18 protein-coding genes and 1 tRNA gene are annotated in these 20,012 nt (G+C 65.5%); 4 read left to right on the plus strand and 15 right to left on the minus strand.

What is annotated here, in order from left to right:
- Positions 1-33: 33 nt before the first annotated feature.
- The 10 genes from M2361_RS10725 to M2361_RS10770 all read right to left on the minus strand — a co-directional run bounded on the left by M2361_RS10725 (position 34) and on the right by M2361_RS10770 (position 11,297).
- On the minus strand, positions 34-1,236 hold the full coding sequence (locus M2361_RS10725; RefSeq protein ID WP_259248872.1) for an alanine--glyoxylate aminotransferase family protein: 1,203 nt from the start codon (positions 1,234-1,236) through the stop codon (positions 34-36).
- A complete protein-coding gene (locus M2361_RS10730) occupies positions 1,233-1,976 on the minus strand; it encodes a class II aldolase/adducin family protein (RefSeq protein ID WP_259248873.1) in 744 nt (247 codons plus the stop codon). The genes M2361_RS10725 and M2361_RS10730 overlap by 4 nt, the downstream gene beginning before the upstream one ends.
- A 27-nt stretch (positions 1,977-2,003) precedes the next feature.
- A complete protein-coding gene (locus M2361_RS10735; protein ID WP_259248875.1) occupies positions 2,004-2,645 on the minus strand; it encodes an FMN-binding negative transcriptional regulator in 642 nt (213 codons plus the stop codon).
- A gap of 16 nt (positions 2,646-2,661) precedes the next feature.
- Complete coding sequence (locus M2361_RS10740; protein ID WP_259248877.1) at positions 2,662-3,645, minus strand: alpha/beta hydrolase fold domain-containing protein; 984 nt, start codon at positions 3,643-3,645, stop codon at positions 2,662-2,664.
- Between the two features lie 110 nt (positions 3,646-3,755).
- Positions 3,756-4,682 carry a glyoxylate/hydroxypyruvate reductase A gene (locus M2361_RS10745; RefSeq protein WP_259248878.1) on the minus strand — a complete coding sequence of 309 codons (927 nt, stop codon included), beginning with the start codon at positions 4,680-4,682 and terminating at the stop codon, positions 3,756-3,758.
- A gap of 40 nt (positions 4,683-4,722) precedes the next feature.
- On the minus strand, positions 4,723-6,375 hold the full coding sequence (locus M2361_RS10750; protein ID WP_259248881.1) for an ABC transporter ATP-binding protein: 1,653 nt from the start codon (positions 6,373-6,375) through the stop codon (positions 4,723-4,725).
- Between the two features lie 5 nt (positions 6,376-6,380).
- Positions 6,381-7,250, minus strand: a complete 870-nt coding sequence (locus M2361_RS10755; protein ID WP_259248883.1) for an ABC transporter permease — start codon at positions 7,248-7,250, stop codon at positions 6,381-6,383.
- Between the two features lie 12 nt (positions 7,251-7,262).
- Positions 7,263-8,204 (minus strand): ABC transporter permease, encoded by a 942-nt coding sequence (locus tag M2361_RS10760; RefSeq protein WP_259248885.1) that lies wholly within the window; start codon positions 8,202-8,204, stop codon positions 7,263-7,265.
- Between the two features lie 15 nt (positions 8,205-8,219).
- The gene (locus M2361_RS10765) at positions 8,220-9,803 is read right to left on the minus strand and encodes an ABC transporter substrate-binding protein (RefSeq protein ID WP_259248886.1); all 1,584 of its coding nucleotides are present in this window, start codon (positions 9,801-9,803) and stop codon (positions 8,220-8,222) included.
- A gap of 60 nt (positions 9,804-9,863) precedes the next feature.
- Entirely contained in the window at positions 9,864-11,297 is a 1,434-nt protein-coding gene (locus M2361_RS10770; protein ID WP_259248888.1) for an amidase, read from the minus strand.
- A gap of 324 nt (positions 11,298-11,621) precedes the next feature.
- On the opposite strand from M2361_RS10770, the gene M2361_RS10775 reads away from it, so the two are divergent.
- Entirely contained in the window at positions 11,622-13,115 is a 1,494-nt protein-coding gene (locus M2361_RS10775; RefSeq protein ID WP_259248890.1) for a M81 family metallopeptidase, read from the plus strand.
- A gap of 71 nt (positions 13,116-13,186) precedes the next feature.
- Here the strand turns inward: M2361_RS10775 and M2361_RS10780 are convergent, their stop codons facing one another.
- Both M2361_RS10780 and M2361_RS10785 read right to left on the minus strand, forming a co-directional pair.
- Entirely contained in the window at positions 13,187-13,891 is a 705-nt protein-coding gene (locus M2361_RS10780; RefSeq protein WP_259248892.1) for a riboflavin synthase subunit alpha, read from the minus strand.
- Between the two features lie 123 nt (positions 13,892-14,014).
- On the minus strand, positions 14,015-15,451 hold the full coding sequence (locus M2361_RS10785) for an aldehyde dehydrogenase family protein (protein WP_259249277.1): 1,437 nt from the start codon (positions 15,449-15,451) through the stop codon (positions 14,015-14,017).
- A 329-nt stretch (positions 15,452-15,780) separates the two neighbouring features.
- On the opposite strand from M2361_RS10785, the gene M2361_RS10790 reads away from it, so the two are divergent.
- The gene (locus M2361_RS10790; RefSeq protein WP_259248894.1) at positions 15,781-16,584 is read left to right on the plus strand and encodes a FadR/GntR family transcriptional regulator; all 804 of its coding nucleotides are present in this window, start codon (positions 15,781-15,783) and stop codon (positions 16,582-16,584) included.
- Here M2361_RS10790 and M2361_RS10795 read toward each other — a convergent pair whose 3' ends face one another.
- Positions 16,585-16,998 carry a type II toxin-antitoxin system VapC family toxin gene (locus M2361_RS10795; protein ID WP_259248896.1) on the minus strand — a complete coding sequence of 138 codons (414 nt, stop codon included), beginning with the start codon at positions 16,996-16,998 and terminating at the stop codon, positions 16,585-16,587.
- Between the two features lie 4 nt (positions 16,999-17,002).
- On the minus strand, positions 17,003-17,263 hold the full coding sequence (locus M2361_RS10800) for a prevent-host-death protein (protein ID WP_259248898.1): 261 nt from the start codon (positions 17,261-17,263) through the stop codon (positions 17,003-17,005).
- A gap of 290 nt (positions 17,264-17,553) precedes the next feature.
- Here M2361_RS10800 and xth point away from each other — a divergent pair, with 290 nt between their 5' ends.
- Together xth and M2361_RS10810 are read left to right on the plus strand one after the other, a co-directional pair.
- Positions 17,554-18,336: an exodeoxyribonuclease III gene (gene xth, locus M2361_RS10805; RefSeq protein WP_259248900.1), complete on the plus strand. Its 783-nt coding sequence runs from the start codon at positions 17,554-17,556 to the stop codon at positions 18,334-18,336.
- A gap of 68 nt (positions 18,337-18,404) precedes the next feature.
- Positions 18,405-18,480: transfer RNA gene (locus M2361_RS10810), tRNA-Ala, on the plus strand.
- An 80-nt stretch (positions 18,481-18,560) separates the two neighbouring features.
- On the opposite strand, the gene M2361_RS10815 is transcribed toward M2361_RS10810, so the two are convergent.
- Entirely contained in the window at positions 18,561-20,012 is a 1,452-nt protein-coding gene (locus tag M2361_RS10815; protein ID WP_259248902.1) for a sodium:solute symporter family protein, read from the minus strand.

Here is a 20,012-nt window from a genome sequence, read left to right on the forward strand (position 1 = left end):
GGACTTGCCGCTAAGCGAAAAAACAGCGAAAGCTCAGTCTTGCAGAGCCTGGATGGCGCCTTGCAGCGCCCCGTCTCCGATGGGAATGCCCGTGGCGCGCAGGGCGGCATCCACGCCGCCCAAGGCGCCCAGGATCATGGCGGAGTGCACGTCGCCCAGGTGTCCGATGCGGAACATGCGCCCCGCATACGGCCCCAAGCCGCCCGCGACCGCCACCTGGAAGCGTTCGCGCGCGACGCTGCGCATGGACTCGATGTCCACGCCATCGCGCACGGCAATGGTCGTCACCGAGACCGCCCGCGCGGCGGGGTCCGGCACGAACAGGCTTAGCGCGCCCGCCGTCGACCACGCATCCACCGCCGCATGCACGGCGGCGGCCACCCGCTGGTGGCGCGCGTAAACCGCCGCTTCACCCTCGGCGGCGATCAGGTCCAGCGCGGCACGCAAGCCGGCCAGCAGGCTTTGCGGCGGGGTGCCGCAGAACTTGCGGTAGAGCAGATCGCTCTTGCGCTTGTTCCAGTCCCAGTAGGCGCGCGGCGTGGGGTTGGCCTGCGCCGCCTGCAAGGCGCGCGCGTCCACGGCGGTGAACGACAGCCCCGGCGGGCCCATCAAGGCCTTTTGCGATGCGCCGATCGCCACGTTCACACCCCACTCGTCCATGCAAAACGGCGTGGCGCCCAGCGACGCAATCACGTCAGCCACCAGCAAGGCCGGATGACCGCTGGCGTCCATGGCCCGGCGCACCGCCGCGATGTCGCTGGTGACGCCGCTGGCCGTATCCGTATGCACCGCGAAAACGGCGGCGATGCGGTGCGCGGTATCCGCCCGCAACGCCGCTTCAATGGCGGCCGGGTCCAGGGCCTGGCCCGGCCGCGTGGGCGTGCGTATCGCCTGCGCGCCCAGCGCCTCGGCATGCACGGCCCAGGCTTCCGCGAAGTGGCCGCTACCGGCCACCAGCACCTGCGCGCCGGGCGCCACCAGGTTGACGATGGTGGCCTCCCAGGCGCCGTGGCCGTTGGCCGCGTACATCAGCACATCGGCGTGGCGCGTGCCCAGCAGGCGCGCCAGCCCGGCTTCGCAATCGGCGATCAGGTCCGCCAGGCGCGGGTCGGACAAATCCATGCACTGGCGGCCCATGGCCTCGCGCACCGCGTCGGGCACGTGCGTGGGGCCGGGCGTGTGCAGGAACTGCGGGCCGGCCAGCGTGGCGCGGGCCGTGCTCAAGCTGTCTTTCATCTTGCTGTCTCCAGGCCGGGTTCCAGCAGCCGACGGGCCGCCGTCCAGACGCGTTGTGTGTAGATCGGGGCGGTCGGCCGTTCGTACTGGCCGGCGGTGCGTTCGCATACCGCCTCGGACGGAAACACAAGCGGCACGCCGGCCGCCTGCGCCTTGACCTGCGCCTGGCAGGCGCGTTCCAGGTAATAGATATTGACGAAGGCCTCGGCCACCGACGAACCCGCGGCCAGCAGGCCGTGGTTGCGCAGGATCATGGCCTTGTGCTGGCCCAGGCTGGCGACCAGGCTTTCGCGTTCTTCCAGGTCCAGCGCAATGCCCTGGTAGTCGTGGTAGCCCAGCCGCTTGTAGAAGCGCAACGCGTGTTGCGTAATGGGCAGCAGCCCGTCGCGTTGGCAGGCTACGGCGATGCCGTCGGCGGTGTGCGTGTGCACCACGCAAGCCAGGTCGTGGCGGGCGGCGTGCACCGCCGAATGGATGGTGAACCCAGCGGCGTTGACCACCTGGCTTTCGGCGTCGCCCGGGTCCACCGGGTTGCCGTCCAGGTCGATCTTGACCAGATCTTGCGGACGCATTTCGTGAAACAGCACGCCGTAGCGGTTGATCAGGAAATGGTGTTTATCGCCGGGCACCCGTGCGCTGATGTGGGTGTCGATCAAGTCCGTCATGCGGAAATGCGCGACCAGGCGGTACAGCGCCGCCAATTCTTCACGCACTTGTGCTTCGCTTGCTTCTTGCATCATGAGTAAGGCTCCGGTTGCGATCAGGGTTCACGCATCCGCCTGGCCGGCCAGATCAAGCTGGGCACGGATCAAGCGCGCGATGGCCAAGCCGCCAGTGTCGCCCAAACGCTCCAGTTCGCGTACTACCCCCAGGCGGTCCTGCACCGATTTATCCTGATTCAGCTTCATTTTTCCTTCCAGCGTGGCAATCGGGATCTCCAGCGCGGCAATGGCCTTCAGGCGCGGGGTGGTCAGCGTGTCGGGCATGGCGGGAAACGTCCACTCGCCGCCCAAGGGCGTGTCGTAATGCGCGACGGTTGCCGATAGCACGGCGCGGATGGACTCGGGTTCCTGGATCAGGCGCGGGGTGCCGCGCGCGTGCACCGCCGTGTAGTTCCAGGTGGGAAAGGTCTGCTGGTTCACGTACCAGCTAGGCGATATGAAGGCATGCGGCCCCTGGAACAGCACCAGCGCCCGCGCGCCCGCCTCCAGATCGCGCCATTGCGGATTGGCGCGCGCCAGATGCGTGACCAGCGTGCCAAGCCCGCCGTCTTCGCGCAGCAGGAACGGCAGGTGCGTGGCCTGGGCGCCGTCCGCGCCCACGGTCACCAGCGTGGCGAAACCATGCGCCCGCATGAAGGCATGCAGTACGCGGGTGTCGTTTTCGGCGTAGGCCGGCGGGGTGTACATGGCGGGCGGCCTCCGGTTACGCGGCCTTGGCGTGCAACCAGCGCGCCGTGTCGTCGAAGGCTTCGCCCGCCACCGCCGCGATCGACACGGCTTCCAGGAAACTGTGCGCCGTGCCGGGATAGACCTTGGCGGCCACGTCCACGCCGGCCTCGCGCAGCTTGCGTTCCAGCTCGATGCTGTCGTCATGCAGCGGATCGCATTCGGTCACGACCAGCCAGGCGGGTGGCAGGCCCGTCACGTCGGCGCGCAGGATGTCCACGCGCGGGTCGAAAAAGTCTTTGCCATGGCGGATGTGCATGCCCCGGAACCAGATCATCATGTGCAGCGACAGGCCGTAATCGCCCGCGCCGTAGCGCACCACCGAGTTGCGGAACAGGTTGCTGCCGAAGCCGCCGTAGTTCAGCACCAGGCCCTTGAGCAACGGCTGGTTCTCGTCGCGCAAGGTCAGCGCCGTGCCCATGGACAGGTTGGCGCCGGCGGAGTCGCCACCCAGGAAGAGCTGGCTGGCGTCGATGTCCAGCGCCTGGCCCGACGCCGCCACCCAGCGCACCACGTCCACGCATTCTTCCAGCGGCTGCGGGAACTTGGCTTCGGGCGCGCGGGTGTAATCCACGCCGATCACCACCACGCCGGCGCGTTCGGCGTATTCGCGCATGACGCGGTCATGGGTATCGATGCTGAACAGCACAAAGCCGCCGCCGTGGATGTAGATGAAGGCGCCGGGCAAGCGGCGTTCGGCCGGGTAATAGACGCGCACGCGCACATCGCCGTGGCGGGTGGCAACCTGATGTTCCACGGTGCGGGCCATTTCCGGGCCGCCTTGCGCCCAGGGCAGGCGCACTTTTTCGGCATTGGCGCGGCCTTGCTCGATCGACAAGGTGTCGCGGCGCGGGTACTGCGATGCATCGGCCGCCATGCGGCGCAGGAATTCGGCAATCTGCGGATCCAGGGGCGCGGGGGTGCCGGTGGGAATGGTGAACGCGGGGTCGTCGAAATACATGGTGTGTCTCGTTGAAGGGGTTCAGATGGCAATCAGGTTGAAATCGGGATGGCGAAATAGCAGGGAAATAGCAGGGAAATAGCAGGGAAATAGCAGCCAAAGACGCCGGGTCAGTAGCCGCGCGCGGCGTCCACGGCGTTGGCCAGCGCCGCGCCCTGGCCCAGGCGCCGGATGTTGGCCACCACCTGTTCGGCCACGGTGCCGGGTGCCGGCATGGTGGCCATGTGCGGGGTCACGATCACGCCGGGCGTACGCCACAAGGGGTCGGCGGGGTCCAGCGGTTCATGCGCGAACACATCCAGCACCGCGCCGCGCAACTGCCCGCGCGCCAAGGCATCGATCAGGTCGGCCGGCACCAGATGTTCGCCGCGCCCGCAATTGACCACCGCCGCGCCGGCGGGCAAGGCGTCGAAAGTACGGCGGTTGAGAATGCCGCGCGTGGCGGGCGTGAGCGGCACCAGGCAGATCAGCACATCGGTATTGGCCAGGAAGGCATCGAATTCGGCTTCGCCCGCATAGCCGCGCACGCCGTCAATCTGGCGCGGCGTGCGCGACCAGCCGTTCACGGGGTAGCCCAGCCCCGGCAGCACCGAGGCAATGGCGCTACCCAGTTCGCCCAGGCCCATCAGCCCCACGCGGCATTGCGACGCGGGGGTCTGCACCGGCCGCTGCCATTGCGCGCTGCGCTGGTTGGCCAGCGCCACGTCCAGCTTGCGGTGAAACGTCAGCACGCACCACAGCACGTACTGCAACATGCCCTGTGCCAACTGCGGATCCACCACGCGGCACACGGGCAGGCCGCGCGTGCGCTGCCCGTCCAGCAGGTTGTCGACGCCGGCGGCAATGCTGTGGATCAGCTTCAGGTTGGGCATGTCGTCATACACGCCCACGGGCGGGTTCCAGCACACCGCTACGTCGGCGGACAGGCTGCGCGGGTCGGGCCAGACGGCCACGTCCAACTCGGGCGCCAGCCCTTGCAGCAAGGGTTGGAAATACGAAAGATTGGCCGAACGGCTCAATAAGGCAACGCGTGTCATCGTCAGGTTTCCTTGGATGCCTTGATGTTCTTGGATTCCGCTACGCACCGGCCAGCGCCAGGCCGGCAACGGGGCGGCTGCCCAGCCCGTCCTTGCCGGGAATGGCGGCCAGCAATTCCTGCGTGTAGCCGCTGCCGGGGCGTGTGAAGATCTGTTCGGCCGGGCCGATCTCCATCACGCGGCCGCGCTGCATCACCGCGATGCGGTGGCACAGCCGGGCCGCCACGCGCAGGTCGTGGGTGATGAAGATCATGCTCAGGTTCAGTTGTTCGCGGATGCGTTCCAGCAAATCCAGGATCTGCGCCTGCACCGACACGTCCAGCGCCGATACCGCTTCATCGGCGATCAGAATCTCGGGTTCCATCATCAAAGCCCGCGCAATGGAAATGCGCTGGCGCTGCCCGCCCGAGAACTCGTGCGGATAGCGCTTGAGCGCGCTGGCGTCGATGCTGACCAGTTCCAGCATGTCGCGCATGCGGGCCTGGACGCGGGCGCGGTCTTCGCCGTAGTTCATCGGCCCTTCGGCCAGCGTGGCTTCAATGGTCAGGCGCGGGTTGAATGAGCGGTATGGGTCCTGGAACACCATCTGGATGCGCTTGCACCATTGCCGCCAGGCGGCGCGCGACAGGCGCGATACGTCTTCGCCGTTCATCACGATGCGCCCCGACGTGGGCCGCGCAAAATGTGCCAGGCAGCGGCCCAACGTGGTCTTGCCCGAGCCGGATTCGCCCACGATGCCCAGCGTTTCGCCGCGCGCCAATGACAGCGACACCCCATCCAGCGCCATCACCTCGCGGCGCTTGGCCTTGAACAGGCTGGACGTCACAAAGCGCATGCCCAGGTTTTCCACGCTGATGACCGGGTCGCCCTCGGCCAGCGGCGCACCCGCGCCAAACTGCCCCTTGGGCACGGCATCGATCAGCTTGCGGGTGTAAGGGTGTTGGGGGTTGGCCAGGACCTCGGCCGCCGTGCCGGCTTCAACAATGCGGCCCTGCTGCATCACGATGACGCGGTCGGCAATTTCGGCCACCACATCGAAGTCATGCGTGATGAACAAAATGCCCGTGTCGTGCCGTTCGCGCAGGCCGTGCAGCAAGCGCAGCACCTGGGCTTGCGACGTTACGTCCAGCGCGGTGGTGGGCTCGTCGGCGATGATCAGCGCGGGCTCCATCGCCAGCGCCATCGCAATCATCACCCGCTGGCGCTGGCCGCCCGACAACTGATGCGGATACGCATGGCGCAGCGTTTCGGGCGACGGCAGCCGCATGTCCGTCAGCAAGGCAAGCACGCGGGCGTCAACCTCGCGTCGTGACAGCGACGGGCCGTGAAATTGGAAGATCTCGGCCACCTGGTCGCCCACTTGCATCAGCGGGTTCAGCGCCGTCATGGGTTCCTGGAAGATCATGGCCATGCGGTCGCCGCGCAGCTCGCGCAACTCGGTGTTCGTGGCGTGTGTGAAGTCGCGGCCAGACAGCAGGATCTGCCCGCTTTCCAGGCGCAGCACGTTCTTGGGCAGCAAGCCCATGACGGCGCTGGCCGTGACCGATTTGCCCGACCCGGACTCGCCCACGATGCAGACGATTTCGCGCGCGCTTACGGTCAGGCTGATGCCTTCGGCGGCGTAGCGGCGGTCGCCCGCGCCGGGCAGGCTGACGTTCAGGTCGCGGATTTCAAGAATGGGAGTTGAAGACATGGCGTTCAGCCCTTGCGTAGACGCGCCATGCGCGGGTCGAGGCGGTCGCGCAGCGCGTCGCCGAACAGGTTCACGGACAGGATCAGCAGCGCCAGGAAAATGCCGGGGAACAAAATGATCCACGGCGCGCGCTGGAAGAAGGGTCGACCTTCGGAAATGATGCTGCCCAGGCTGGGAATCTCGGGCGGAAAGCCCAGGCCCAGAAAGCCCAGCACTGCTTCGATCAGGATGGCGGACGCACAGATGAACGTGGCCTGCACCACCAGCGGGTTGATGGTGCTGGGCAGCACGTGGCGCCACAGCACGCGCCAGGTGGCGGTGCCCATGCCCAGCGACGCTTCGACATAAGGCTCTTCGCGCACCGACAGCACCACGCTGCGCACCAAGCGCGCCACGCGTGGAATTTCCGGAATGGCGATGGCCGTGACCATGGTGGGTATGGACGCCCCGCCCAGCGCCACCATGGCAATCGCCAGCAGCAGGCCGGGTATGGCCATGATGCCGTCGATGATGCGCATGACCACGGCATCCAGCCGGCGGAAGTAACCGGCCAGCAAGCCCAGCAGCAAGCCGGCGCACACCGAGATCACGCTGACCAGCACGGCCAGCGTGATCGAGAGCCTGCCGCCGTAGAGCACGCGGGAAAACAGGTCGCGGCCCAGAGAATCAGTGCCCAGCCAGTACTCGGCGCTGACGGGTTTCAAGCGCAGTCGCGGCGTCAGGCTGGCCGGATCGTGCCAGGTGATGACGGGCGCCAGCAGAGACAGGCCAATCAACAGCACCAGCAGCACCAGCCCGGTCAGCATCATGGGATCGCGCGTCAGCGCGGGCCACCAGGCGCGCGCCCGGGGAAAAGTGATCGCGTTTGAAGTCATGGGGATCCGGCCTCAGTAGCGGATGCGCGGATCGAGTACCACATACAGCAGGTCGATCGCCAGGTTGATGAAGACATACACGAACGAGAAGAACAGGATCGTGCCCTGCACCACCGGATAGTCGCGCGCCAGCACGGCGTCGACGATCAGGCGCCCCACGCCCGGAATGTTGAAGATGGTTTCGGTGACCACCACGCCGCTGATCAGCGTGGTCAGCGCCAGTCCGATCACCGTCACGATGGGCACCGCCGCATTGCGCAGCGCGTGGCGGTACAGCACGTAGCGTTCGGGCACGCCCTTGGCGCGCGCGGTGCGCACAAAGTCTTCGCCCAGCACTTCCAGCATGCTGCCGCGCGTGATGCGGGTGATCAGCGCGACGAACACGGTGGCCAGCGTCACGGTGGGCAAGACCATGTGATACAGGAAGGTGCCGAAGCCGGAGGCCAGGCCGGCGTAGCCCTGCACCGGCAGCCAGTTCAGCTTGACCGAGAACACCAGGATCAGCAGATACCCCACCACGAAGGCCGGCACCGAAAACGCCAGCACCGTCACAGCCAAGGTAATGCGGTCGATCAGGCGCTTGTGCCACCAGGCTGAAAACACCCCCAACGGAATGGCCGCGAAGATCGTCAGCAGAATCGCGCACAGGGCAAGCGCGAGGGTCGGCCCCAGCCGCTGGCCGATCAGCGTGGACACCGGGTCCTTCGAAATGATGGACTCGCCCAGGTCACCCTTGAGCAACGCGCCCATGGCCAGCAGGTACTGCGTGGGCAGCGGCTGGTCCAGGCCCATTTGCGCGCGGACCTCGGCCACGGCCTCTTCGCTGGCCATGTCGCCGGCGATGACCCGGGCGGGGTCGCCCGGGGCCATACGCAACAACAGGAACACCACGGTGGCCACCACCAGCATCACGGGAATGGCCGCCAGCAGGCGTTTAAGGATCAGATTCAACATGATGGCCCTTCCCCGCTACTTGGCCGAGGTCCAGAACAGCGGAATCGGCGCGTCCACCAGATCGGCGAACTTGGCGTCATAGCCCTTGAACTTCGAATACCCGCCCAGCGGCACATACATGACCTGTTCGTAGTTGCGGCGCTGGATGGCGGTGGCGATGTCGCGCCGTTCGGCTTCAGTACGAGCGGCGGCGAAGCGGGTGCGCAGCGCGTCCATCGCGTCGTCGTGCGTCCAGCCGGGGTAGGTGGAACCGGCGCGTCCGTCCAGGTTGGGATTGCCCACGGGCGAAATCAGGTCCAGGCTGGACATGTTCGACTGGAAGATGCTCCAGCCGCCCTGCTCCACGCCGTCCTTCTTGCTGCGGCGGCTGAGCAAGGTGGCCCAATCCATCGACTGGATCTCGGCATTCATGCCGATGCTGCGCAGCGCCTGCGCGGTCACGGGCGCAATGTTGGCGAAGATGGGCAGATCCGTCGGGTGCAGCACCACCACCTTTTCGCCCTTGTAGCCGCTGTCTTTCAGCAGCTGGCGCGCATGCGCCAGGTCTGGCGCCTTGATCTGCGTGGCGTCGGCTTCAGACGCATACGGCGACACGCAGGTCAGCACCGCGCCGCACACTTGGTAAACCTCGGGGTCGCCGATCTGCGCGTCCAGGTAGTCCACCTGGTTCAAGGCGGCCAGCGCCGCGCGACGCACCTTCACGTTGTTGAACGGCGGTTGCAGCCAGTTCATGCGCAGCGTGAACATATTGGAGTTCTTGCCGTAGGACTTCAGCGTGATGCCCTTGGCGTCTTTCAATTGCGGCATCAGGTCGGGCGGCACGTCTTCCAGGAAGTCGATCTCGCCGTTGCGCAGCGCGTTGACGGCCGTCTGGCTGTCGGGGATATTCACCAGTTCCAGACGGTCCACCCGGGCGACCTTGCCGCCCGCGAAGGCGCTGGCCGGTTCCTTGCGCGGCACGTAGTCCGCGAACTTCAGGTAGGTGGCCTTGACCCCTGCCTGGAAGTCGGCCTGCACGAACTTGTAGGGGCCCGAACCGATCGTTTCGCTGATAGCCTGCGAGGCCGGCACGGACGCAATCCGCTTGGGCATGATGAAAGGCACCGGCGAGCTTTCCTTGGCCAGCGATTCCAGCACCAAGCCATAGGCGGTGCGCAGCTTCAGCGTGAAGGTGTCAGCGCCGGTCGCGGCCAGTTCCGCCGTGGCCTGCTTCAGACGGTTGCCGATGGTGGGGTCGCCGTTTTCCCAGCGCTGCAACGACGCCACGACGTCGTCCGCCGTCACCGGCGCGCCGTCATGGAATTTCAGGCCGGGCCGTAGCTTGAAGGTGTAGGTCAGCCGGTCTTCCGACACGGTCCAGGAATCGACCATCTGCGGCTTGGGCTGGCCCTGGGCGTCCATCGAGAACAGCGTGTCGTAGACCAGATAGCCATGATTGCGCGTGACGTAGGCCGACGTCAGGATCGGGTCCAGCACGCGCAGCGGCGCATGCATCACAAACTTGGCGGTGGTCTCGGCCTGGCTGGCCGTGGGCACGGCGGCAAGCGGGCCTGCCGAGGCCAGGAACAATGTGGCGGAAAACAGAAAAGCGCGTTTCATTTCTTCCCCTTGTATGGTTTTGAACGGCGCCCCCGGCATGGCGGCGGACCGTGGCGTGGTTCAGGGCAGCAGGATTTGCCGCGTGCCCCAAGGCGCGGCGCGTTCCAACTCCGCCGCCAGGCGCAGGATCTGGTCCTCGCGCCCGAAGTGCCCGATCAGCTGGCTGGCCACGGGCACCCCTGTTTCAGTCCAGTCCAGCGGCAGGCTGGCCGCCGGTTGGCCCGATGCATTGATCACCGCAAGAAAGGTGGCGTAGCGCGACACCTTTTCGCGAAACGCCCAGAACTCGCCCTCTAGCGCCAGCTCGCCCAGCTTGGCGGGCAACTGCGCCAAGGTGGGCGTCAGCACCAGATCAAAGCCCGTCATCGCCGATTCGATGGCGCGGCCGATGGCATGAAAGCGGTTGATCGAATCTACGTATTGCGTGGCGGACAGGCCCCGGCCCACGGACAGGCCATCGCGGATGACCGGTTCCAGGTCGTCGTCGCGCAAGTCGCGGCCGCGCAGCGTCAGGCGGGCCTGCACGGCCAGCACGATGTTGGTGGCCAGCACCGTGCCGTGCGCGCGGACGAAACCGGCGTAATCCAGGTCGGGCAAAGGGGCCTCGACCACCTCGTGCCCCAGTTCGCGGCACAGGCGCGCCGTGCGTTCGACGGCGGCCAGGCATTCCGGAGCAATCGCGATGCCGTTCCACGCCCGGCGCCACAGCGCAATGCGCAGCGGTTCGCGGCGCTGCTCACGCACCGAATCCAGGTACGAGCCCGGCTGCGGCGGCGCGGCATACGGCGCGCCAGCGGCATAGCCACCGATACCGTCCAAGGCGGCGGCGGTATCGCGCACGCTGCGCGACAGCACGCCTTCGCAGGCCATGCCGCCCCACCCTTCGCCGCGCGCCGGGCCCATCGGGACGCGGCCCCGGCTAGGCTTCAAGCCGAATACGCCGCAGCAAGCCGCCGGAATCCGGATCGACCCGCCGCCGTCGCTACCGTGCGCCACCGGCACGATGCCCGCCGCCACGGCCACGGCCGCGCCGCCGCTGGAGCCGCCGACCGACCGGTCCAGCGCACGCGGGTTCAGCGTTGCGCCGCCGTTGCGGCGCGCTTCGGTGGACGGCCCCATGCACAGTTCCGACACCGTGCTGCGCGCAAACGGAATCAGGCCCGAGGCCTCGAAACGTTCGGCCAAGGTGGCGTCAATGTCATAAGCCGTGTCGTCGAACAGATGCGAACCCAGGCTGGACGGAAAGCGCCGGCTGGGCAGGCCCGAGTCTTTCAAGATAAAGGGGATGCCGCGAAAGACGCCGCATTGGCGCCATTCGGCGGCAAGATCGCGGCCCGTATCGGGCTGCACATAAGTCAGCGCGTTCAGGGGCTTGCCGCGCGTGTCGGCAAGTTCCAGCGCGCATGCCATCAGTTCGGCCGGGGTGGTTTCGTTGTAAGCCAACAGTTGGGCCAAGCCCAAACCATCCCGCCCTTCGTATTCATCTGTCCGCATGAAGTCCTGCAACCTTGATGCGCCTGGGTGTGACGGAACTCGGCTCGGAAGCGGCCGGCGCGCTTGCCCCGTTCCGATAAATGCCGCGTTCGTCGTGCTTGCTTTGAAGTATTGTTTAGCAATACCTACGTAGCTCATAAAAATATTCTAAGCGAGCCCATCGGGCACACGCAACGCGAGTTTGATCAGGGATTTCCCGCGAAATCGGGGCTGGGCAAAGGGAATGAGCCCGCGCGCGGACAACGCTATTGCTGAAAGCCCGCGCCCTCTCCAATAATTCGGCAGACCCGGAAATTCACGGACCTGAATCCAAGAGGAAACGACATGCACATCCTGGTGGCTGGCTTCCAGCACGAGACCAATACCTTTGCGCCCTCCAAGGCCGGGTACGACAACTTTGTCCGGGGCGAAGGCTTTCCCGCCATGGCGCGCGGCCAGGACGTGCTGGCGCTGCGCTCGGTCAACATTCCCGCAGGCGGTTTCATCAACGCCATCCAGGCGCAGGGGCATAGCGTGCATCCCGTGATCTGGGCCGGAGCAAGCCCCTCGGCCCACGTCACGCGCGACGCGTTTGAACGTATTGCCGGCGAAATCCTGGATGCCACGCGGTCGGGCCGCTACGACGCTGTCTACCTGGACCTGCACGGCGCGATGGTCACCGAACACCTGGACGATGGCGAAGGCGAACTGCTGGCGCGGGTGCGCCAGATCGTGGGGCCGAACGTGCCGGTGGTGGCCAGCCTGGACCTGCACGCCAACGTCACCGCGCAGATGCTGCAAGAGGCCGATGCGTTGGTCGCCTTTCGCACCTATCCGCATGTGGACATGGCGGATACCGGCGAACAGGCGGCGCGCCTGCTGCTGGCCCGTATCGCGGCCGGCTCGCGCTGGACCCGGCATGTGCGCCGCCTGCCCTTCCTGATTCCCATCAACGGCATGTGCACGATGCTGCAACCGTCGCAAGGCGTGTACGAAACGCTGGCCCAGTTGGAGCAGACGCCAGGGGTCACGTCGATGTCGTTCGCGCCCGGTTTCCCGGCGGCTGATTTTCCGGAATGCGGCCCGGTGGTGTGGGCCTACGGCACCGATGCGGCGGCCGTCGAACACGTTACCGACACGCTCTACAAGCAGGTGCTGGAGCTTGAACCAGAATGGTCGCCCGACTTCCTGGAACCCGCCGATGCCGTGCGCCGCGCTCAGGCGCTGGCGGCGGGCGCATCGCGCCCTATCGTGATCGCAGACACCCAGGACAACCCCGGCGCGGGCGGCGACGCCAACACCACGGGCATGCTGCGCGCGCTGGTGGAGGCCGATGCGCAGAACGCCGCGCTGGGCTTGCTCTATGACCCCGACGCGGTGCGCGCCGCTACCGCCGCCGGCGTCGGCCAGACCGTGACGCTTAGCTTGGGTGGGCAGTCGGGCGTGGCGGGCGATGCCCCGTTCACGGGGGAATTCGTGGTGGAAACGCTATCGCCCGGCAAGCTGCGCTTTGACGGACCGATGATGCACGGCATGGACGTGGACCTGGGCGCCGTGGCCGGCCTGCGCATCGGCGGCGTGCGCGTGGTGGTCAGCGCCAGCAAGGCGCAGATGCTGGACCGCAACCTGTTCCGCGTGGGCGGAGTGCAGCCCGAGGAAATGGGGATTCTGGTCGTGAAGAGTTCGGTGCATTTTCGCGCCGACTTCCAGCCCATCGCGCACGAGGTGCTGGTGGCCAAGGCGCCGGGGCCGATGCAGGCCGACCCGGCGGATCTGCCCTGGACCCGCTTGCAGCCGGGCATCCGCGTGCGGCCTCAAGGCCGGCCGTTCAATGGGTAGTACCCACGAGGCATAGAACCGAGGCTTAAACCCCGGGCTTGGCGCTCCGGGGCTGTCTCAGAACTCGGGTGCTATTTCAGCTTGCCCTGGGGGCTGATGAAGTCTTCCAGGGTCAAGCCCTTTTCCTTCAAGATGGCTTCCAGCAGCGGTTGCAGCTTGCCCAGGCTTTCCTGGACGGTTTCGCGCACGGTATCAACCATTACCTGCGTGCTGCGTTCGATTTCAATGTTCACGAAATCGCCCACCTGCTTGTCCTCGAACACCGTCATGCGGCGGGTTTCGGGGATGAGCCACACTTCAAACCAGCCTTCGGCGCGGTTCACCTCGGACACGGTCAGGCTGGCGCCGTTGATGGCGATGTAGCCTTTGGCGAAAACGTATTTGCGGAACGCTTCGGGGATGCTGAAACGCATCAGCCGGTTGGTGTCCGACGACTTCACCATGACGACTTCCGACGTGAAGTCCACATGGCCCGACAGCGGATGCCCGCCGATTTCGGCACCGTCTTTTGCCGCGCGTTCGACGTTGGCGCGGTCGCCCTCGGCGTAGCTGCCCAGCGTAGTGATCGCCAGGCTTTGCAGCATGACGTCGAACGTGGCCTGGTTGTCGGACAGCAGCTCGGTCACGGTCAGGCAGACGCCGTCCGTCGACACGCTGGCGCCGATGGCCAGGTCAACACAGAAACCAGGGGGGAAATCCAGCGTGAAGGTGCGCAGGCCTTCGCGATCCGCGATCTTCGCGATCGTCGCGGTGCCTTGAACAATACCGGTGAACATACGGATCCTGAATACGGGGCGGCGAGCCCCTGAAGCAAAACCTGAACGTTAACCGATATTTGCCGATATTTTGCCAGGCGCCGCCCCGAAGCAGGCGGGTGGCGAACGCCACCCGCCCTGCCATCAATGACGGATGGCGATGGTCTTCAAGGTGGTGAAGCCGTACAACGCTTCGAAGCCCTTTTCGCGGCCGTAACCCGACTGGCGCGACCCGCCGAAAGGCAGTTCCACGCCGCCGCCGGCGCCGTAGTTATTGACGAAGACCTGGCCGGCGCGCAGCTTGCGAGCCAAGCGCATCTGACGGCCGCCGTCGCGCGTCCAGACACCGGCCACCAGGCCGTACAGCGTGCCGTTGGCGATTTCCAGCGCCTCTTCCTCGGTGTCGAACACCATGGCGGCCAGCACCGGGCCAAACACTTCTTCCTGCGCCAGGCGGCTGTTGGGCGGCACGTCGCGGAACAGCACGGGCGGCTGGTAATAGCCCGCTTCGGGCGCGCCTTCTTTCAGCGTGCCGCGCGCGGCCACTTTCAGCCCTTCGGCTTCGGCTTCGGCCAGGAAGCCGCGCACGCGGTCCTGCTGACGGCCGCTGATCAGCGGGCCCACGTCCAGATCTTGCGCGGCGGGGCCGGTCACCGTGGCCGCGAACGCCTCCGACAAACGCTTCAATACGGTTTCGTACACGCCGCGCTGGATCAGCACGCGGCTGCCCGCCGAGCAGGTCTGTCCGGCGTTCTGAATGATGGCGGCCAGCAGCACGGGCAAGGCGGCGTCCAGGTCGGCGTCGTCAAACACGATCTGCGGCGACTTGCCACCCAGTTCCAGGGTGACCGGCACGTGGTTGTCGGCGGCGGCGTGGGCCACCATCTTGCCCGTCTGCGGCGAACCCGTGAACGAGATGTGGTCGATACCGGGATGCGCGGACAAGGCGGCGCCGGCTTCGTGGCCATAGCCGGTCACGATGTTCAGGGCGCCCGCGGGCAGGCCCACTTCGGCGGCAATCTCGGCCAGCTTCAACAGCGACAGGCACGCATCTTCGGCGGGCTTGACCACGCAGGCGTTGCCCGCGGCCAGCGCGGCGCCCACGCTGCGGCCAAAAATTTGCAGCGGATAGTTCCAGGGCACGATATGGCCGGTAACGCCATGCGCCTCGCGCACGGTCAACACGGTGAAGCCCGGGGTGTAGGGAATGGTCTCGCCATGCAGCTTGTCGACGGCGCCGGCATAGAACTCGAAATAGCGCGCCACGGCGGCGGCGTCGGCACGCGCCTGCTTGATGGGCTTGCCCGTGTCGGCGGATTCCAGTTGGGCCAACTCTTCCTGCCGATCCAGCAGCGCGAAGGCAATCTTCATCAACAGGCGGCTGCGCACGGCGGGCGCCATCTGGCCCCACTCGCCTTCGAATGCCTGACGGGCGGCCTGCACCGCGCGGTCGACATCCGCCTCACTTGAGCGGGCGATCGACTCGAAGGGCTTGCCGTCGGACGGGTTGAGGACGGGGATGGTTTCACCGGTGGCGGCGGCCACCCATTGGTTGGCGATAAAGTTCTTCTGAGTCACGATGTGCGGAGTAAAGTAGCGGCCGAATGGCCTGGGGTGCGCGTCAAGGCGCGGGCGATGTGAGTGATGCGATGTGCTGCATGCCGGGTGGTAAACGCCCAAGGCAAAGGCTGGGGTAAACGCCCCGTGGCAAACGTCTGAAAGCAAATTAAGGGAGCCCCCCTAACTTGTCAATTGAATTGACAGCTTTCTTCCTAAGCTTCAGGATTTTTGACGTCGGATTCGGGTAATCCCTTAGATATCAAGCCTCTGCCTGCCGGTTTGCCACCCGCGATTTCTGTCATGGCGACTGACAACCTTCGGATTTTTTCAACCTCTTCAGGAACGCGCCAATGAGCGATGTGCGTGACCCCCAACTGGATTCCCTGCTGGAATCCGCCTCGCGCCCCCGTCCTGAACTGGACGTGCTGGCAGACGTGGCGTCGGGCTTGGGCTATGTGCGCGCCGAGCGCTTTGCCGAGCGCGTCTATGAAAGCCTGTTCTACGCGATTGCCACCGGCAAGATCGCCCCCGGCAACAAGCTGCCCACCGAATTGGAACTGGCCGCGCTGTTCGAGGTGTCCCGCCCGGTGGTCCGGCAGGCGCTGGACCGCTTGCGCGAAGACCAGTTGGTGGATTCCATCCGAGGCTCGGGCTCCTACGTCCGCGCCAAGCCCGACCTGATGGGCGGCATGCCCGCCGTCGACCCGGCACGCCGCGTCGGCCACATCCTGGAAGGCCTGGAACTACGCATGGTGATCGAACCCGAATGCGCCTACCTGGCCGCCCTGCGCCGCAGCAGCGACGACCTGCGCGAGATGGACCGCATGCTGACCGGCTACGAAGAGGCCGACGCATCGGGGGCCATCGCCCACCATTACGACTACGGCTTTCACCGCGCCATCGCCACCGCCACCAGCAACCAGCGCTTCGTGCAAGTGTTGAAGTCGCTGGAATACGACGTCAGCCACGCCGTCAACGTCATGCGCCACCTGGTACACAGCGAACCCTGGAAGCGCACCCGCGCCGCCATCGACGAACACCGCCACATCTACCGCCTGATCCAGGAACAAGACGCCGACGGCGCCCGCAACGTCATGCGCGCCCATATTGAAAAAGCGAAGAGCCGGATGCTGAACAGCGGCTCGGAGAGTTGATCAGGGTGGGGCTGGGGTGAATGGGTTGAGGATTTGAACATCGAACTGAACAAAATCGCTGACGTTGCGCGTCACCATGACCAATTGGCTCAGTTTGGCGGTGGCCGCAATCATGGCGTCCTTGTTCAGCGTGTCCGAACGGCCATGAATCAATTGCGCCCAGAGGCGAAAGGCTCTTCCATGCATGGGCAACACGTTATAGGCATTCTGCACAGCGTCTAACCAGCACGAAAGGTCATCTGCCTTGGCCGCATCCTGAACTCTTGTCCGTTCAATTCCAACCTGAATCTCGCCAACGGTTACCGCGGACAAGTGCAATCGACTGTCATCCACCGATTGCAGCCAAGCGACGACCCCCGCATGCGGCTTTGGCCGTCGCAGCTCTGAAACGACATTGGTGTCCAGCAAGAACATAAACTTATCGGCGACCTGATGAAGGAGTCAGCAACCGCTTTTCGGCCCTGGCGGGCGTCAAGTGTTCTGTCCGCGCGAAATCACTCAGCAAAAGAGCCTTGAGTGTCGGCCTGACCGCTGGCATCGTTGGATTCCGCGCGTTCGCGCGCATGTTGACGGCCAACTCAGGACCCTCGCTGACCAGCGCGTGCGGTCGGGTGGATAGGGTTTCGTCAAGCAGGTCAACAAATTGCGCTTGGACGTCTTGCCTGGACATGGTTTTCATGGACGGCTCCGAAATGAAGTGTTCCAGCAGTCTAGGCAGTTACCCAGGTTTTCGCCTGCAAAAAGGCGAAATGTAAGACCGGTTCCCTGCCCTTCCGGCGTTCGCCCACAGCCATCCGCCCCCTTGGCACGCATGGCCGCGCCGCCACGGTATCATCTGCCCCTACCCCTGGCGCCTGCCGGCCCACTCCGAACGCATCGCCGAATGCCCAGCCAGTCCGGATTATTGGCAAGCACGACATTGGCAGGCGCTATCGCCAAGACCCGCATGAGTAAAGGCACTACAAAATCATGAAACTCGCCACCTGGAACGTGAATTCCTTGAACGTACGCCTGCAGCAGGTGCTGGATTGGCTGGCGGCCAATCCGGTTGACGTACTGTGCATCCAGGAACTGAAGCTGACGGACGACAAGTTTCCCGAGGCGGCTTTCAAGGAAGCCGGCTACCACGCCGTCTGGGCGGGCCAGAAGACGTATAACGGCGTGGCGATCGTGTCGCGGGTGCCGGGCACGACGATGGTGCGCAACATTCCCGGCTATGAAGACCCGCAGCAGCGCGTGCTGGCGCTAACCTTTCCCAGCCCCGAAGGCGACGTGCGCGTGGTTTGCGCGTATTGCCCCAACGGGCAGTCGGTGGATTCGGACAAGTACATCTACAAGCTGGCGTGGTTTGACGCCATGCGCAATTGGCTGGCCGACGAGATCAAGCAGTTTCCGCGTCTGGCCGTGCTGGGCGACTACAACGTCGCGCCCGCCGATGAAGACGTACACAACCCCGAAAAATGGGAAGGCCAGGTGCTGGTGTCCGAGCCCGAACGCGCCGCCTTGCGCGCGCTGCTCGACTTGGGCCTGACCGATTCCTTCCGCTTGTTCGAGCAGCCGGAGAAGTCGTTTTCGTGGTGGGACTACCGGCAATTCGCCTTCCGTCGCAACGCCGGCCTGCGGATCGACCACGTGCTGCTGTCCGCGCCGCTGGTCAAGCGCTGCGTGGCCTGCGTCATCGACAAGGAACCGCGCCGCAACGAGCAGCCGTCGGACCACGCGCCGGTCGTGGCCACGCTGGAATTCGTCTGAAAATAATTGCCCAGCGCCGTATTGCGCGGCGCTTTGAAGTTCAGGTATAGTTTTGCTCTTGCTTCATTGGGGCGGTAGCTCAGCTGGGAGAGCGTCGCGTTCGCAATGCGAAGGTCGGGAGTTCGATCCTCCTCCGCTCCACCAAACACCAGACGGAAAAGCCTTGGACACCAACATGTGTTCCAAGGCTTTTTTGTTTTTGGGGGGCTACATGGACCGCGTACTCAAACCGCGTCCTTATCCAGCCGCCGCACCGCCGCGCTCAGCGTCGACAAATCAAACTCCTTCACCCCACGGCGTGCCAGGCGCATCAGCACCGTCACCACGACCGGCACGAACGCCGCCAGCAAAAACGATTCCAGCAAGAACGTGGGCTTGTCGCCCGGCGCCGGGAAGAAGAACAGCCCTACCGCCAGGCCCGCCGCCGTTGCCGTGGTGGCCGTCGCGCCATCATGCTTGCGGCTGAACAGGCCGTAGAAAACCGGAAACGCCGCGGCCGAGCACAGCAGGTCGGCCAGCAAAAATAGATACAACACGCTGTAGCCTTGCGAGGCCACGATCATCACGGGAATCGCCAGCAGCAGCACGGCCCAGCGGGCCAGTCGCTTCATGTCGCGGCCATTGGCGTGCGGCATCAGGCGGCGCATGTCCACCGCCACGATGCTGGACACCGCACTGATCGCCGTGTCGGCCGTGCTCATGACCAGCGCCAGGCCCAGCGGAATCAAGGCGATCACGAACCAGGCGGGCGCGTGCGGCATGATGACGCTGAACAGCGCGACAGAGCTATCGCCCTGCGGCGCCAGGCCCACGAACGCCAGGCCGAACAGACCCATCAAGAAGATGAACGGCGCGGCAAGAATACCGCCCAGCAGGAAACCATTGCGCATCGACCGCGCGTCTTTCGCGGCGTAGATGCGCTGCCAATTGCCCTGATGGAAGATGCCGGTCAACAGAATTGCCACGAAGAACGTCAGGCCCGCCTTCACGCCCACGGGGTCCGTCAAATCCAGCAATTGGGGCGCGCGGGCTTGCAACGCTTCGATGGTGGGCAGCGCGCCGCCCGCCGCCTGCCAGCCCACCACGCACAGGATCACCAGCAACGGCACGATGACCATCATCTGCACCTGGTCGGTGAAGATCGACGAACGCAGCCCGCCGTAGGTGGTGTAAAGCAGCGTCGTGCCCATCACGATGGCGGCGGTGGTCCACAGCGGCACGGGCGCCAGCATGGTGACCAGCTTGGCAATCGCCGTGACTTCGGCCGACAAGGCAATGAACAGATAGAACAGCATGATGAATAGCGCCAGCCCGTACATCGGGCGGCCATAGCGCGCCATCAGGAATTCGGTCAGGGTATGGCCGTGCGGAATCAGTTCACGCATGCGCCGCCCCAGCGGAATCATTACCAGGCGCGGCGACATGGACCCCAGCGCATAGCCGATCACCGCCGCCAGTCCGCCCCAGGTAGCGGCCTGTGCGGGCGAGAACAGGATCCACGCGCCCAGCGTTGACGCCATCAGCGTCAGGATGGTGCCGAACGCGCCCTGGCTGTTGCGGGCCACGATGTAGTCTTCCAGCGTGCCGCGCTTGCGACGGGTATAGAGCACGCTGGCAACGGCGAAGCCGCCTGAAAACAGCAGCAGCCACAACAAGGCGGTGGTTTGGGTCAGCAT

Origin of the sequence: Achromobacter sp. JUb104, from assembly GCF_024806975.1 — a bacterium.
Taxonomy (GTDB): Bacteria; Pseudomonadota; Gammaproteobacteria; order Burkholderiales; family Burkholderiaceae_B; genus Achromobacter; species Achromobacter spanius.